15 protein-coding genes are annotated in these 15983 nt (G+C 62.3%); 4 read left to right on the top strand and 11 right to left on the bottom strand.

What is annotated here, in order from left to right; translation table 11 throughout:
- Positions 1-79 precede the first annotated feature (79 nt).
- Entirely contained in the window at positions 80-1135 is a 1056-nt protein-coding gene (locus P0D84_RS24755; RefSeq protein WP_408341290.1) for a VTT domain-containing protein, read from the top strand.
- A gap of 128 nt (positions 1136-1263) precedes the next feature.
- On the opposite strand, the gene P0D84_RS24750 is transcribed toward P0D84_RS24755, so the two are convergent.
- Positions 1264-2133 carry a CHAD domain-containing protein gene (locus tag P0D84_RS24750; RefSeq protein WP_408341288.1) on the bottom strand — a complete coding sequence of 290 codons (870 nt, stop codon included), beginning with the start codon at positions 2131-2133 and terminating at the stop codon, positions 1264-1266.
- A 412-nt stretch (positions 2134-2545) separates the two neighbouring features.
- Between P0D84_RS24750 and P0D84_RS24745 the strand changes: the two genes are divergently transcribed.
- Positions 2546-4132, top strand: a complete 1587-nt coding sequence (locus P0D84_RS24745) for an inorganic phosphate transporter (RefSeq protein ID WP_408341286.1) — start codon at positions 2546-2548, stop codon at positions 4130-4132.
- Positions 4133-4258: 126 nt separating this feature from the next.
- Here P0D84_RS24745 and ppk2 read toward each other — a convergent pair whose 3' ends face one another.
- The 3 genes from ppk2 to P0D84_RS24730 all read right to left on the bottom strand — a co-directional run bounded on the left by ppk2 (position 4259) and on the right by P0D84_RS24730 (position 6209).
- Positions 4259-5185, bottom strand: a complete 927-nt coding sequence (gene ppk2 / locus P0D84_RS24740) for a polyphosphate kinase 2 (protein ID WP_408341284.1) — start codon at positions 5183-5185, stop codon at positions 4259-4261.
- A gap of 236 nt (positions 5186-5421) precedes the next feature.
- Positions 5422-5883, bottom strand: a complete 462-nt coding sequence (locus tag P0D84_RS24735; RefSeq protein WP_408341282.1) for a VOC family protein — start codon at positions 5881-5883, stop codon at positions 5422-5424.
- A complete protein-coding gene (locus P0D84_RS24730; protein ID WP_408341280.1) occupies positions 5880-6209 on the bottom strand; it encodes a hypothetical protein in 330 nt (109 codons plus the stop codon). The genes P0D84_RS24735 and P0D84_RS24730 overlap by 4 nt, the downstream gene beginning before the upstream one ends.
- Positions 6210-6363: 154 nt before the next feature.
- On the opposite strand from P0D84_RS24730, the gene P0D84_RS24725 reads away from it, so the two are divergent.
- A complete protein-coding gene (locus P0D84_RS24725) occupies positions 6364-7410 on the top strand; it encodes a S1C family serine protease (protein ID WP_408341278.1) in 1047 nt (348 codons plus the stop codon).
- 213 nt (positions 7411-7623) lie between these two features.
- Here P0D84_RS24725 and ggt read toward each other — a convergent pair whose 3' ends face one another.
- From ggt to P0D84_RS24695, 6 genes are all read right to left on the bottom strand, one after another.
- On the bottom strand, positions 7624-9357 hold the full coding sequence (gene ggt, locus P0D84_RS24720; protein WP_408341276.1) for a gamma-glutamyltransferase: 1734 nt from the start codon (positions 9355-9357) through the stop codon (positions 7624-7626).
- 124 nt (positions 9358-9481) lie between these two features.
- A complete protein-coding gene (locus P0D84_RS24715) occupies positions 9482-10885 on the bottom strand; it encodes an MFS transporter (protein WP_408345963.1) in 1404 nt (467 codons plus the stop codon).
- Positions 10886-11143: 258 nt separating this feature from the next.
- A complete protein-coding gene (locus tag P0D84_RS24710) occupies positions 11144-11908 on the bottom strand; it encodes a phosphocholine cytidylyltransferase family protein (RefSeq protein WP_408341274.1) in 765 nt (254 codons plus the stop codon).
- A 27-nt stretch (positions 11909-11935) separates the two neighbouring features.
- Entirely contained in the window at positions 11936-12955 is a 1020-nt protein-coding gene (locus P0D84_RS24705) for a flippase-like domain-containing protein (protein ID WP_408341272.1), read from the bottom strand.
- On the bottom strand, positions 12952-13773 hold the full coding sequence (locus P0D84_RS24700) for a HalD/BesD family halogenase (RefSeq protein ID WP_408341270.1): 822 nt from the start codon (positions 13771-13773) through the stop codon (positions 12952-12954). Before P0D84_RS24700 ends, P0D84_RS24705 begins: the two co-directional genes overlap by 4 nt.
- Positions 13770-14465 (bottom strand): CDP-alcohol phosphatidyltransferase family protein, encoded by a 696-nt coding sequence (locus tag P0D84_RS24695; RefSeq protein ID WP_408341268.1) that lies wholly within the window; start codon positions 14463-14465, stop codon positions 13770-13772. Before P0D84_RS24695 ends, P0D84_RS24700 begins: the two co-directional genes overlap by 4 nt.
- 251 nt (positions 14466-14716) lie before the next feature.
- Here P0D84_RS24695 and P0D84_RS24690 point away from each other — a divergent pair, with 251 nt between their 5' ends.
- Complete coding sequence (locus tag P0D84_RS24690; protein ID WP_408341266.1) at positions 14717-15151, top strand: hypothetical protein; 435 nt, start codon at positions 14717-14719, stop codon at positions 15149-15151.
- A 239-nt stretch (positions 15152-15390) separates the two neighbouring features.
- On the opposite strand, the gene P0D84_RS24685 is transcribed toward P0D84_RS24690, so the two are convergent.
- The gene (locus P0D84_RS24685; protein WP_408341264.1) at positions 15391-15963 is read right to left on the bottom strand and encodes a YjaZ family protein; all 573 of its coding nucleotides are present in this window, start codon (positions 15961-15963) and stop codon (positions 15391-15393) included.
- Positions 15964-15983 lie beyond the last annotated feature (20 nt).

Here is a 15983-nt window from a genome sequence, read left to right as displayed (position 1 = left end):
TCAGGAACACCCTTTGCGTCCCGGCAAAACACGCTCCCGCCGCAACGCGGCCCCAACGGCAATAACAGGAGTTACGCAATTGATAGCGTTCCCGTCGTCGGCGGTATCCACCTGGGGCGGTGCAGTCGTATTCCTTAACGTGCTGCTGACACGCCTCGGCGTGCCGATCCCCGCGGTGCCCGTGCTCCTCTTCGCAGGCTCGGCGATCGCTGCCGGCACACTATCGTTTTGGCCAATCCTGTTCTCCGCCGTGCTCGGCGCGCTGATCGGCGACGGCGCATGGTTCGCCGCCGGCCGCATCTACGGCCGCAAACTGATCGCCAAGCTCAAGCGGATATCGCCGGCCGTGGATTCCAAAGTCGCGCGAGCACGCTCGCTATTCGAACGCTTCGGCGTGCCGCTTGTGGCGATCTCGAAGTTCGTCCCAGGCCTCGGACTCATCACCCCGCCGCTGATGGGCACGACAGCCGTGGATACCCGCATCTACGCCGCGTGGGACCTCGCCGGCGCCCTCGCGTGGGCCACCTTCTGGCTGCTCGGCGGCGCCGCGGCGGAAAGGCAGTTGCATATGCTGCTCGACCTCGTCAAGGCACGCGGCGGCACGGTGATCGACATTCTGCTAGCCGCGGCGTTGGTCTATCTGGTGTACCGCCTGCAACAACGACGCCGCGAGCGACGCCGTTTCGCGGAAGCCACCTCCGCTGCAGCGTCACAGGCGACAGCCGGCGGATGGCGCCGCATCGTGCCTCCCAAGGTTCTGGATGCCCGCCCGCTCGCCTCGGCTGGCGAGGCGCAGCAGGCGCTGCGCCCTATTCCCGGCGCGCTGGCGCTCGACCCGCATTCGCCGGAACAGATCGACGGCGCGCTGCGCGCCTATGACATGGTGATTTACTGCATTTGCCCCGATAGCGCGACAGCCGTCGAGATCACCCAACGGATGCGCCTGAACGGTTACACGCGGATTCGCGCACTGAGAGGCGGCCTCGATGCCTGGCAAAGGCGGGGGTTTCCCGTCGAGCCGCTCGCGCTCGCCGAGGAATTGGCCGTCGGAGGACGTGCGCCGGCGCTATACAGCGCGGCACGCGACGCGGTCACCTTGCGCGGCCTCGCCCCCCGGCGGGTTCAAAGCTTGTGACGGTTCCAGTGCGCCTACCGCCAGCACGAGTCAAACGGTTCCGCCGCGCCCACAACCACGAATCCCGCGAGATCGCCCATGTCGTGATTCGGCCCGGGTTGCTCGAACGAGCAGCACCGCGCAGCGCATCACAGTTTGCGCAGCAATCCAGCCGCCGAGCGCATCCGGCGTTTGCGTTCCTTTCTGAACCAGAGAAGCACCGCATCGACATCGCCAGACCCGGCCAGCAAAGCCATGTTGTCGCGCAGCAGCATTTCGCTTGCGACAATATCGTTCAGCGTACCGAAACGTTTTTGAATCTGCTTCAAACGCTTCAGGGCACGTTTGCGGCCCGCCTTCAGAACGGGCTCGAAAAACTCGAGCAGGTAGCGCAGCTTCTTCCCCGCCTTTCTAACGTCGTGAAACGACGGATAGTTGGAACGTTTCGCCCGGGATGCGCGTTTCATACGCTTCTTCAACGACCGTTCCGAATCGCTCACGCGCTTTTCGGCGAATTTTCTCAGCGGCACGCGCTGATGCGCCGTGTTCAACTCCTTGGCGGCGCCGCTCAAGGCTTCCCGCAGCAGATGTTTGACGTCCGCGTTCGATAGCGTTTCGCGGCTCGTCGCCAACGCATCGCTGCGAGCCTCCTGGAGTTTCAGCGCCATCTCGCGCGCAACACCCTCTTCGTGTGCAATCAGTTCGATCAGAATGTCCCAATCGCGCGTCTTACCCGCCGCCGTTGCCAGAAACTTGTACAACGCGCGGTGGCGCGTGTTCTCCGCTTTGTCGAGCAAGGGTTCGAACGCCCACCACAAGGAGCGCAAGCGCCGCAGCGATACGCGCAGTTTGTGCAATGCTTCCGGCGAGGCATCTTCGCGCACGGCGTTAGCGAATTCGATCGCGTCACTGACGAGCGGCGCCGCGTACGACGCGAAGGCTTCTTCCGCCGAGGCCTCTGTGCCGGCCGGCTTGCTATCCGCAGCCTCTTTGTCGATTTTCCGGCTCTGTCGGTTCATTGGACGCCTTTCAAAAGTCCCTTTATGTCAGGCTAGCAAAAAATGGTCCCCGTGGATATCCGTCGAAACGTCGCCTAAACTGCACGAGGATGACCGCAGGAAACTGCGTTGCATCGGCCACAATTCGCCACAAATTGTGGTCATCGCCAGGATCGCCGGAATCTGCATGCGCCCCAGACGAAAGTTTGAAGCGGAAAATCCATTCAACCCGCAGGCCTGCTTCATGCCTAGTTACTTTCGGACCGCTTATCATTCTGAGCCGCCGCGCAGGCGGTGGCCTCTCTCGTAGCGTCAATCTCCACGCACCTTTCCGCGAAAACCCGTCCCGCCTGAGCGTCACGCCACTGTCATCATTACGACATCCTGGCCCCGCAGGATCGGTAGTTCCGCGACAAACTTTGGGGCTCACGCCATGCCGGAACTTTCGTACCCACAACCGGGCACTGCAAATGGAAAGGGGCGCAATCTCGGCCTCATCGTTTTCCTCGCCGTGATCGCGATCGGTGCCGTGTATTGCGCCATGCATCTGGTGGACGATTTGCAACCCGTCCGCCAAGCCTCGTATTTGCCTTATCTGCTGCTCGGCATCGCGCTCCTGATCGCGCTCGGCTTCGAATTCGTGAACGGCTTTCATGACACGGCGAACGCAGTCGCCACTGTGATCTACACGCATTCGCTCGCGCCGAACATCGCAGTGGTCTGGTCCGGCGGGTGGAATTTCCTCGGAGTGCTGACTTCATCTGGTGCGGTGGCATTCGGCGTTCTGCAGTTGCTGCCCGTCGAACTGATTCTGCAAGTGGGCAGCAGTGCCGGTTTCGCGATGGTCTTCGCCCTGCTGATCGCGGCGATTATCTGGAATCTGGGTACCTGGTATTTCGGACTACCATCGTCGAGTTCGCACACGCTGATTGGCTCGATCATCGGCGTCGGCCTGATGAATCAGCTGATGCACGGCTCAAACGGCACAAGCGGCGTGGACTGGAATCAGGCGCTCGGCGTGGGCAAGTCGCTGCTGTTTTCGCCGCTGGTCGGCTTCCTCGCCGCCGGTTTGCTACTGCTGATCCTGAAGGCCGTGGTGCGGATTCCCGCGCTGTACGCAGAGCCGAAGGGCAAGGAACCGCCGCCGTTCTGGATTCGCTGCCTGCTGATTCTGACCTGTACGGGCGTTTCATTCGCGCACGGTTCGAACGACGGCCAGAAAGGCATGGGCCTCATCATGCTGATCCTGATCGGCACGGTGCCGACGGCCTACGCGCTGAACAAGGCGGTCACGCCGGCGGAAACTCAGACCTTCGTCGCTGTCGCGCAGCAGGCCTCGGCGACACTCGCCAAATACACCCAGGGCGCGGCGCCGTCCGCCAATCCACGCGCCGACGTCGAAACCTATGTGCGCACCCGCCAGTTGACGCCTGCCACGCTGCCCGCCCTGCAGCAGTTGACCAACCAGATCAGCGGCCAGGTCAGCGCGTCGGGGTCGATGGCAGCCGTGCCGCAAAGCATCGTCGATAACGTGCGCAACAACATGTATGTGGCGTCCGAGGCGATCCGCCTCATGGACAAGAACAAACAGCCGGCCTTCTCGCCGGAAGACGCCAAGGTGATCCACAACTTCAAGGCGCAAACCGATCACGCCACCAAGTTCATCCCGACGTGGGTCAAGGTCGCGGTGGCCATCGCCCTGGGTCTCGGCACGATGGTCGGATGGAAACGCATCGTCGTCACGGTCGGCGAGAAAATCGGCAAGCAGCATCTGACCTATGGACAGGGCGCATCGGCCGAACTGGTGGCGATGCTGACGATCGGCGCGGCCGATATGTACGGTTTGCCGGTCTCGACCACGCACGTGCTGTCGTCGGGCGTGGCCGGCACCATGGCGGCCAACGGCTCCGGCTTGCAATGGGGCACCGTGCGCAGCCTGATCCTCGCCTGGGTGCTGACGCTGCCGGTTTCGATCGCGCTGGCGGCAGGCTTGTACTGGGTGTTCCGGATGGTGTTCTGAAACCGGTGGCGCCGCTGAAAGGATCGGCGGCGCCGCTTAAACTGTTGGGGGCCGATTGCCAATCGGCCTTGAAGGAAAAAAGCGCGGTCTGCACCGCGCTTTTTCGTTTCAACAAGCAGCAGCCGATCAATACACTTCGGGAACGATCATCGAGGCCGGCACTGGCTGGCGGCTGTATTCATCGTTATAAACCCGTGCTGGCAATTCGATTTGCGAATGCTCGATCTCGTGATACGGCACCTGGCTCAGCAGATGGTGAATGCAGTTCAGGCGCGCGCGCTTCTTGTCGACCGCCTGCACGACCCACCACGGCGCCTCGGGAATGTGCGAGCGTTGCAGCATGACTTCTTTCGCCTGCGTATAGGCTTCCCAGCGGCGCCGGCTTTCCAGATCCATCGGACTCAGCTTCCACTGCTTCAGCGGATCGTGGATGCGGTTCTGAAAGCGGATTTCCTGTTCTTCGTCGGTGATCGAAAACCAGTACTTGAGAATCTGCACGCCGCTTCGCGCCAGCATCTTTTCGAATTCGGGCACCGAGCGGAAGAACTCTTCGTACTCGTCGTCGCTACAGAAATTCATCACGCGTTCGACGCCCGCGCGGTTGTACCAGCTGCGATCGAACAGCACCATTTCGCCGCCGGCCGGCAAATGCGACACGTAACGCTGGAAATACCACTGCGTGCGTTCGCGATTGTTCGGCGCCGGCAATGCCGCCACGCGGCACATGCGCGGATTGAGCCGCTGCGTGATGCGTTTGATCGCGCCGCCCTTGCCGGCCGCGTCGCGTCCTTCAAAAATCACCACCAGCCGATGGCCGGTCTGCACGATCCAGTCCTGCAATTTGACGAGCTCGCCCTGCAACCGGAACAGCTCGCGGAAGTACGTCTTGCGCGCCTCGCGATGCTCGGGCGTAAAGCCCTCAGCGCCGTCGATGATGCGGTCGTCGACCTCCATTTCGAGTTCCTCGTCGTACGCGTCGATGAGGTCTTCCTCGAAACGGCGTTGCCGTTCCGCCATGACTTCGGCCTCGGGTCTCGGATCCAGCTCTTTCATTGCGACTCTCCTGGCAACGGAAATGGTTAGGCGCGCGGCGCTGCGCGTCGCGAATGCGTTCGATTATCGAAGCGCGAAGTGTCAGCCGTGTTACTGGCGCGTCAGCCGTGCCTTCTTGGGCCAATGGACGCTCGGCGGTGGCCTGCGTGCCTTTGAACACCCATGATGGACGCCCGGCGGTGGCCTGTATGCCTTTTGAACACCCATGATAGCGAGTTTAGCGCGACCGCCAGGCGCTACCGCAACGGCCTCGCGAAGCTGAGTTCGTGGCCGTCGGGGTCGGTAATGTGGAAATAGCGCTCGCCCCACGGCGCATCGGACGGTTCGAGCGACGGCTTCAAACCCGCCGCCAGCGCTTTCCGATAGAGCGCGTCGACATCCGATACATAGATGATGACGCGCCCCCACCAGTTGACCGGCGCGCGCGTATCGACGATCAGGTTCAGATACGAACCGCCGAATGCAAACGACGTGAATGCTTCGTGCGAACCGCCGAATTTGAGCGGAAAACCTAGCGCTTCGTAAAACAGCACCGCGCGCGGCATATCGCCGGTGGCGAGGGTGATGGCGCTGAGCGACTCGATGCGCGGCTCGATCGGTTTCGTTGAATCCGCGGGGGCGCTTGAAGTGGCTGAAGCGCTTGACGCACCCGACGCGCTCGACGAAGCAGAGGATGCAGTTGACGAGGGCGAGTTCATGGCGGCTGTCTCCTTGTGGGCATGGCGGGGCCTGAAAGGCCTGCATGGCGTGTGCCCGGGTTCTGCTGGTTCTGCTGGTTCTGCTGGTTCTGCTGGTTCTGCTGGTTCTGCTGGTTCTGCTGGTTCTGCTGGTTCTGCTGGTTCTGCTGGTTCTGCTGGTTCTGCTGGTTCTGCTGGTTCTGCTGGTTCTGCAGGTTCTGCTGGTTGTGCTGGTTGTGCTGGTTGTGCTGGTTGTGCTGGTTGTGCTGGCTGTGCTGGCTGTGCTGATTCCACTGGTTCCACTGGCCCTGCCGGCTCCCGCTCCGCCCCGGCGTCGGACGAGTCATCAGCCGGCGTTCCAGCCTGGCCAACGATCCAGCGTTCGCGCGTGCCGGCATAAGAAAGTGTCTCACACCCAGCCCCCGCGCCCCACGGCCGGCCCGCACTTGAAAACCCGCCCGCCGCCCCGCATCTCGATTTCCGTTCATCCGGAGCATCGCCATGGGAAGCCGTCCACGCTTCATCGATGACCTGTCGCGCGCCGCATCCGACGCCCCCGGGTCCGATCCACTCAACGCTTTATCCGACGACGCCCTGCTCGACGCCTATTCCCGCACCGTAATCGGCGCGCTGGAACGCGTGCAGCAGGCGGTCGCCTTCATTTCCGTCGAGCGCCGACTGCCTGGTGCGCCATCCGGGCGCGACAGCCGCGGCGCGCGCGGCGGCACCGGCTCGGGCTTTCTATTCACGCCCGATGGTTATTTGCTCACCAACAGCCACGTCGTGCACGGCGCCACGCACATCACGGTGACGCTCGCCGACGGCGCGAAATTCGCCGCCGATCTGGTCGGCGACGACCCCGGCAGCGATCTGGCTGTCCTGCGCATCGGCTCGCCCGAGCCATTGCCGCACGTCGAACTCGGCGAATCGTCGAAGCTGCGGGTCGGCCAGATTGCGATCGCGGTAGGCAATCCGCTCGGCCTCGCGCAAACCGTGACAACTGGCGTGGTCTCGGCGCTTGGCCGCTCGCTGCGCTCGAATTCGGGTCGCATGATCTATGACGTGATCCAGACGGATGCCGCGCTCAATCCCGGCAATTCGGGCGGTCCGCTGATCAATTCGGCCGGCCAGGTGATCGGCGTGAACACCGCGATCATTCCCGGCGCGCAGGCGATCTGTTTCGCCACCGCGATCGATACGGCCAAGTGGGTCATCATGCAGATCTTCGCGCACAGCCGCGTGCGGCGCGCGTACATCGGCGTGGCCGGCACCACGAGACCACTGTCGCGCCGTGTGCAGCGCTATTTCGGGTTGAGCGTGGAGAGCGGCGTGCACGTCATGGAAATCGTCAAAGGCAGTCCCGCCGCGCTCGGCGGTCTGCGTACCGACGACACGATCGTCGCGATCGATACGCTTGCGGTGCAAGACGTCGATAGCCTGCAACGCACGCTCGACGCGTCGCGGATCGACAAGCCGGTCAACGTGACGGTGTTGCGTGGCGCGCAACGGCTCGAATTGACCCTGACACCGGTGGAACAGACAAGCTGATTGGGCCGCCTACTAGCGGCGGAAAAAGGCCTTAGGTTCAATCAAGCTCGGGGGTGAAAAAGCCCCACGTTCAAGCGAGCTCGCGGATAAAAAAACCACACGCTCCATCAACCTCGCGGATAAAAAAGGCCTCACGCTCAAACTGAACGCGAGGCCTTTTTCCTGCGTGCGGCGCATCCGCAAAGATGCACCAGAACGAGTTAGTTCAAACGCTCACTGGATCACTCGCGTGACACCACGGCCGCGCGGATCGGCGGCAGCTTCCGGCGTATCGCCATTGACCTTGATCGCCTGAATGTCGCCGCTGAAATCCTGCCCCTTCAGCGAGTAGCCCTTGGCTTCGATCTGCTTGGCGAGTTCGCCGTCGATCGGCTTGTACGGCTCCCAGAAGATCGTGTTCGGCGGCAACAGTTGGTGATGGAAACGCATCGCGGCCACAGCATCCGGCAACGGCATATTGAAGTCGTAGACGTTGTTGATCACCTGGAAGATCGACGTGAAGATGCGCGAGCCGCCCGGCGTGCCGATCACGAGCGACACCTTGCCGTCCCTGGTCAGAATCGTGGGGCTCATCGACGACAACGGGCGTTTCTTCGGTTCGATCGAATTCGCGTCGCTGCCGACCACGCCGAACATGTTCGCCACGCCCGGCTTCGCGGAGAAGTCGTCCATTTCGTCATTCAGCACGATGCCCGTGCGATCCGCCACCACGCCCGACCCGAAATAACCGTTGATGGTGTACGTATTCGATACGGCATTGCCCCACTTGTCGATTACGGAGAAGTGCGTGGTTTCCGCTTTCTCAGGCATCGACGTGCCGAGACCGGCCTGAATACTCTTCGTGTCCGAAGGCGAGCTCGGATTGACTTCCGCGGCACGCTTGGCGATATACGCGTCGTCGGTCAATTGCGCGACCGGCACCTTGTAGAAATCCGGATCGCCGAGATACTGCGCACGATCGGCGAACACACGCTTCTCGATTTCCGCGATCAGGTGCACGTATTGCGCTGAATTCAGCTTGACGTCCTTGAAGTCAGGCGCAATATCGGCCTTCATCTTCAGCAGCTGCACGAGACCGATACCGCCCGAACTCGGCGGCGGCGCGGTGATCACGCGATAGCCGTTCCAGTCCGCCTGGATCGGCTGACGCCACACCGCCTTGTACTGCTGCAGGTCGGCCTTCGTAATCAGGCCGTGGCCGCGCATGGACGCCGCGATCAGATCGGCCGTCTTGCCCGAGTAGAAGTCTTTCGCGCCCTGATCCGAAATGCGTTGCAGCACGGCGGCGAGATCCGGTTGCTTGAAGTTGACGCCCTCCTTCAGGTTGCCGAAGTAGGTATCGAAGTTGGTCTTGCCGGCAAAATCTTTCGCGGCATCGTCGCGGCGTTGCTGCAATTGCTCGCTGACCTCGAAGCCGTCGCGTGCGTAGTGAATAGCCGGTGCGAGCACCTGCTTCCACTTGAGCTTGCCGAAGCGGCGCTGTGCCTGCCACATGCCGTCGACGGTGCCTGGCACGCCTGCCGCGCGATAGCCGAACAGGCTCATGCCCTTGATGACCTCGCCCTTGTCGTCGAGATACATGTTCTTGGTCGCAGCCAGCGGAGCGCGCTCGCGATAGTCGAGGAAGTACGGCTTGCCGTCGACGTAAAGCGTCATGAAGCCGCCACCGCCAATGTTGCCCGCTTCGGGATAGGTCACGGCAAGCGTGAAGGCAATCGCAACGGCTGCGTCGACGGCGTTGCCGCCTTCCTTGAAGATCTGTTCCGCAGCGTCGGCGCTGTACTTGTCGGCCACCGCGATGGCGGAGGCCGTAAGAACCGCCGGCTGCGCTTTCGCGGGCGCTTTGGCGACGGCCGGGGTGGCTTCGAGAAAGCCGGTTGAAACGGTGACGAGTGCGACTAGCGCAAGTCCGCTAGCAGACGATTTGGCATTGTGAAACAACTTCATTGAATGTCCCCCAAGACGACTTCTTGATCTAACGATAACAAGAGCTGCCTTGGGCTTATAACATGCCGCTCCGCCATTTGCGAAGCAATTGCACGCATATGGTGCATGCTGCGGCACACAAAATTCAGGCGTTGCCGCGAGCGCCGCGTGCGATTTCATCGCCTGCCCCGTGCGGCAAGCGTGCGGTTATCGGAATCGACAGGAACGAGAACAGGCCGACCACCAGAAACGCCGGCCAGAAGTCGGAGAAGACGATCGTCGAATGACCCTGCAGGTTGTGCGAAATCTGCAGCACGATGCCCGCGATCGTCACGCCAAGCCCCAGCGAAATTTGCTGGATCACACTGGCGACACTCGTCGCCCGTCCCACGTCGCGGCTCGGAATGTCCGCATACGCCAGGGTATTCAACGAGGTGAACTGCAACGACGGGAAGAAGCCGCCGAACAACACCACACACCAGATCAACCAATGCGGCGTACCGGGAAAGAACAACCCGTAGACCGCGATGGCGAGACCCGCGCAGCCGGCATTGAACATCAGCACCGTGCGGAACCCGAAACGGCCGAGAATGCGCGACGCCGCTGCCTTCATGAAGACCGAACCGAACGCGGATGCGCAGGTGATCGATCCCGACTTGAAGGCGGTCATGCCCAAGCCTTCCTGCAACACAAGCGGCAACAGAAACGGCACCGCGCCGAGGCCGATGCGAAACAGCGAGCCGCCCACCACGCTCGCGTGAAAACTCGGAATGCGCAACAGCCGCAAATCGAGCACCGGCAACTCGACGCGGTTCGCATACAGCACGTACACCGCCAGCAGCACCACGCCGATCACGCACATGCTGACCGCTACCGTGTTGGACACGAGTTCGCCGCCTACCAGCGAGAGTCCCAGCATGAATAGCGAAGCCCCGCTCGCCGACAACGCGAAACCGGTCCAGTCGAGCCGCCCGGGATGCGCTTCACGCACGTTGGCGATGTGCTTGTTTGCAAGCCAGATACCCAGCAGGCCGATAGGAATATTGATGAAGAAAATCAGCCGCCAGTGCAGATAGGTGGTGATGAAGCCGCCGAGCGGTGGGCCAACCACAGGCCCCAGCAGCGCGGGCACCGTCAGATAGTTGACCGCGCGGATGAAGTCCGACTTGGGCACCGAGCGGAAAATGATGATGCGCCCCACCGGCACCATCATCGCGCCGCCGACGCCTTGCACGAAACGCGCAACCACGAAGGTGCCCAGCGACGTGGACGCCGCGCACATCAGCGAGCCGGCCATGAAGATGCCGATTGCCGTGCGAAACACCGTGCGCGAGCCGAAGCGGTCGGCGACCCAGCCGCAAATGGGAATGAAGACGCCGAGGCCGATGACGTATGCCGTCACGGCGAGCTTGAGGGTGATGGGATCCTGGCCGAGATCGCGTGCCAGAACCGGCAGCGACGTCACGATGACCGTGCCGTCCATGTTTTCCATGAACATCGCACACGCGACGATCAGCGGAACGATGAAAGCGCCTAAAGCGAGAGGCATTGTCATGGCGACGGGTTGCGAGACCGCCGGTGTAAAGCGGCAATTATCGCATTGCATCGACAACAGATGTTGCAAGGGCGATGCCTTTTTGCACTCACGCGCATGACGCACCGCTATCCCACGTCCAATCGTTGTGCGCGCAACGAGGCAGCACTGACTACGAAAAACAGGAGGGGAAAAGAAGCGGGAAAACGACGCGATGGTGGCCGGCGTACAACCGGCTCACCATGCAATACAGCACCCATTCAGGAGCGGGATTTAACGCGACGCGCTGACCAGCGGTTGCAGCTGCGGCAGAATCTCGGTGCTTGCGCGCGCCACGTCGTTCGGGAAATCGATCTCGATCCACGGCGAGCCGGTCACGTCGGCCGTATCGAACACCTGGCTGCGCTCCAGCAGGAGGTCACGCACCGCTTCTTCGTGCGGCAGGTTGGCCCGGCCGCTATCCACATAGCCCGCGACGATCTCCGTGAAACGCTGCGCGGTTTCCTGGCGGAAGCGGAAGAAGCCCACCGATTCGCCGATGGTGTCGTACTCAAGATTGACGGCTAACTGCTTGCGCAATTCGACCGGCACGCCGTCTTTCAGGCACAGCTTGACGGGTTCGTCGCCGGCTTCGAAATCGCGGTCGATCAACAGACGGTTGACCGTTTCGCCCGCTACCAGCGCGCTCAGAATGCGCTCGTCGTACAGCACGTCGGCGTCCATCAGCAGCACGTCGCCGCCGCGCGTCAGCGCCTCGGCCACCGTGTGCACCGTCAGCACGCTGCCCAGGTCGTAACGCGGGTTCAGCACGGTTTCCACCTGATGCGGCCAGTTGATCCGTTCCAGTTCCGCCTGCACCGATTCCGGCTGAAAGCCGAGTGCCAGCACGACCTCCGTCACACCGGCGGTTTCAAGCATTTGCAGATGCCGTTCGAGCAGGCTCATGCCGTCGAACTGCAACAGGCACTTCGGGAACTGTGCCTGCGGCGGTTGCTGGAGACGCAGGCCGAGGCCCGCTGCGAGGATGATGGCACGCATGCGCAGTCCTTGAAAAAATACGGAGTTTTAATCGACAACCGGCACGCGCGCCGTGGCGCGCCGCCGTTGCCAGTTTCGTTCGCTGAAGTGCAAAACCAGTAGACCTGGCAAACCCAGCAGGATCTCCCGCGCGCGCTTGGCGAGCGACAACGCCAGCGCCGCATCCGGCGGTAAGCCCACGAGCGGCGCGAGCAGCAGATAACCGCCTTCCTGCACGCCCAGCGAACCGGGGATCATGAACGCTGCACCACGAATCGCCTGTCCGAGACTTTCGAGCAGGAGCGCATCGACCCAGTCGACCGGATGGCCGAGAAAGCGCAATGCGAGCCACACCTCGACCGTGCCAACGATCCAGCCCGCCAGACTCAGCGCGAAGCTCGCCGCGACGCGGCCACGCTCGCGGTACATCGCCTGCACGGCGGCGTCGACGGCTTCGGCGCGGGTCATCAACGACGACCAGTCGCGCTTGCCGAACACCTTCGAGAGCACGCCCAGCAAACGGCCAAACAGGCCACGGCGCTGCGCATAATAGAAGCCCGCGATCATCGCGCCCAGCACGCCAGTGGCAATCAGCGTGGCGGTTCGCAGATCGTGCAGGGCGCCGTGCGCGGCGTAAGCGCCGAACATCAGCAGCCCGAGCAACGCGAAGACGATTTGCGCGAGCGCCTGCGCCGTGGTGCTGACAGTGATGGCGGCGGCCGCGTCGGGCATGCGCATGCCGCGCTGGGACAGTTGCCGCACCATCACCACCGGGCCGCCAATCTGACCGGCCGGCAACAGGCTATTCACCGACTCGCCGATCCAGCGGGCGAACAAGGCGTCGCGCAACGTGACGTCGCGGTGGACACCGTCGCGCTGGCGCTGGAACAGCACCGAAATCGCGCCGGCGTCGAGCACCAGCGGCACGAGGTGGAACGCCGCGACGAGCACGAGCCCCCAGCCGGCCGCGGCCAGCGCAGAGGCGATGGAACCGAAACCCTGCCACGCGAGCAGGCCGACAAACAGCGCCGTCCCGATCGACAGCAGAATCAGGGCCGCGCGTGTCATGCGTGGTCCTTGCCGCGCTTCGTCATTTGACGGAACACCTGGCGGAAACCGAAGTACGCGATCGCGTCCTTCATGTTCGAGATGAAGCGGCGCCACGGCCGCATGTTCGGGTCGGTCACGTATTCGAAAGTCAGCGACACGCGCATTTCGTTTGCGCCGGCCGGCGTGATGCGATGGCGCAGCTTGTCGCCGTCGAAGAATACCAGGCCGCCCGGCGGAATCTGCACTGAGCCCGGCTGGTCCGGCACGTCCGGATTGCGTGTATGCAATTCGTAATCGAGCCGGCACGACGATTCGTCGATCACGCCGAGCAGCAGCGTGTAGCGGCGGCCGTCGTAGTACGAAGTATCGTAGTGCCAGCCGATGTGGTCGCCGGCGCGTGTGTAGTAGTACAGCGCATAGGCGTGCGGATCGTCCGCGGGCGAGACTTGCAGCTTGTCGCCGCTCAGTTGCTCGAGCCAGCCGATCAGTTCCTTCGAGCGATACAACTCGGCAATGAACGGCGCGAGACGGTCGATCGTATGGCGGCTCACGCTGCCGCCCTGTTTGTGCCCCGGCAGATAGTTGCGATTGACTTCGTCGAGCAGACCCCGCGCGCTCTGGACGAGCTGGGCGGTGACTTCGGGTGCGAGGAAATCTTCCTGGTACAGGAACGCGCCCTGGTCGGCGAATTCCCTGGAAAAACGCCGCGTGTCGAACGTGCGCGTGCGGCTCGCAACGGCTCGGTCGGCGTTCGGCGCGGGCGCGGCCTGCGCCGACGCAGGCGAACGTTCAACCGACATCGATGCGATCACGTCGTCTTCGGCGTGCGTACTCATTCGCTGGCCCACATTTGACTGGTTTCAGATGCCTTGGCGGGGGCGACCGACGAGCGTGCGGCGCGGCGCGCGACACGCCAGTAATCGACCACCACCCAGGCAGCAAAAAGCGGCGCGCCGATTGAAGCGACCACCACGAACGGCGTGACGACGCTGGTCAGCGTGACGATAGGCAGCAGATACAGCACATCTTCGGTTTCGAAACCGCCCACCGATGCCTGTTTGGTACCCGCCTTGCCCGCCATATCCTCAATGCGCATGCGCAGGAAGAAAATCAATGCGATTGCAACGCCCGCCACGGCACCCAACCATCCGGGGGCAACGTTCAATGAGCCGACATGCGTCGACCCAATACCCATGCCGACGAACAACATGACAGTCACGAGCGCGTCGCAGGCCAGATCGTAAAAATGACCGATCCGGCTCGACTTGCCGCCGATGCGCGCGAGTTCGCCGTCCGTGTGGTCGACGAAGTTCGACAGCACGATCAGAAAGGCGCCCGAATTAGCCCAGGCGAAGCCCCCGCGCGCGAGGCATAGCGCGCCGGCGAGCCCGATCAGGAGCCGCAGCGTGGTGAGGTGGTTCGGCGTGACCCAGGTGTTGACGAGCGGCGTGACGAGACGGCGGGCCAGCCTGGCATCCCATGTTCTGGGGGCCGGAACGTTAGTTGGAATTGATGGTCGCGAATTCATAACCCGGAAATATATACGGGATCGCCAAAGCTTGCTTTATTCCTTAACGTTTTCTGAAGGGCCATTCGTCTCCGACGCCCGCGAGGCAGAGGGCAAAATTTGTCGAATCACGTTAAAGTGCGAATCCAGTTGCGCCTGTCACGCCGGATCACTTCGATGCGCAACGTCTTTCGGGCCGCGAGCGATTGCCGCGATCCGTAGCGAACACACTACGCACTACGGCGAATATGTACGGCTCGCCATTCACGCCTATGAAACGCTTCTTTTCGTCTGTACTCCTTGCACTGGCCGCCACCGCCCTGCCGCTCGCCAGCTCCGCCGCGGCCCTTGATGCGCCGCTGAACTGCAGTGAGAGCGGTCATCAGTTCATCGCCGATCTCGCCCAGCAACAGATGATCGATCCGAAACCGACGCGGGTCGAAAGCAACTCCATCAATGCATTTTCGCCCGTACACGGTGCGGATTTGACGGCGTTTGGCTTTCGCGTTTTTGCGGTGGTCGGCTACGAAAAAGACGATCCGCTGTTTCGCGTCGGCGACGGTGAACCGGTAGCCCGCTCGGCCTACGGCGTCGTGGTGTTCGGCAGCGAATCCAAGGTGCAGAGCGCGCTGGCGGAGGCCGGCAGCACGGCGATCGTGCATCGCGTGGCGCCGCTCGTGACGGCGATTTTTTGCAAGCGGAGCTGAGCGGCCAATCGCACCGCAAGGCCAGTAGTGCATGGCCGATTGGGGGGATAGGTGGTGGCGTTGCGCTGCGTTATAATGCCAACAGATGGATTTTTCGGGGCCCGCAAGGGCGTCTATCTGCCTCCTGGTCAACAGGGTCCAGCCGTGCTGGTTACGTCGGGTCATACCGACCAAGCGCACCCGCGAAGTTATGAGGCCCCCACGTGGGGCCTCACCTGTTTCTGGCGCGCGCTTTTCGTTTAAGCGTGGTTGAGATTCGGGTCGCGGATCGCCTCCCCTCTCAGTACTTTTGCCGCCATCACGCGAAACCGAACAATGCTCCGCCGGTTGCGCGGGATTCCCGCCTTTCCCTTGCTGACGTTGCGTACGTAAGCGCTCTCGATCACAAGCCGCAACGCACTTGCTTCCGCCCGGCGCAAGCGAAAAAACACTTCATATTCGAATGGCTCGCCGCGATGTGTGATGTCTTCAATCACGAGCCAGTTCGAATGCCCTGTGAAGTAGCAGCGCCGCTCGCCCAACTGCTCGACAATCGCAGGCAGTCCAAGCGACCAATGATGCCTATCAAAGCAGAATGCGCGAGCGACGCGCCGGTGGTCGAGAATCTTGCGTTCATTGCCGAGCGTTTCGAAATCCAGCTGGTCACCTGGCTTTGGCCCGAACGACACGCAATGGGACGTGTATTCAACATGGACGGTCGCCGCCGAGGCGGGAAACTTCGCAGAAGCAGGAATGGCAAGCGGGAAGGCGCCGGCGAACAAGTGCGACAGGTCGTATCGGACGCTCGCCACGTCGATATAACCTTGCCGCAAGAACGATATCCAATTCATAC

The sequence above is a fragment of the Paraburkholderia sp. RL17-337-BIB-A genome (assembly GCF_046025895.1).
GTDB lineage: Bacteria > Pseudomonadota > Gammaproteobacteria > Burkholderiales > Burkholderiaceae > Paraburkholderia > Paraburkholderia fungorum_C.
Note: the sequence above shows the minus strand (reverse complement) of the source record. Positions and strands in the feature narration are given on the sequence as shown.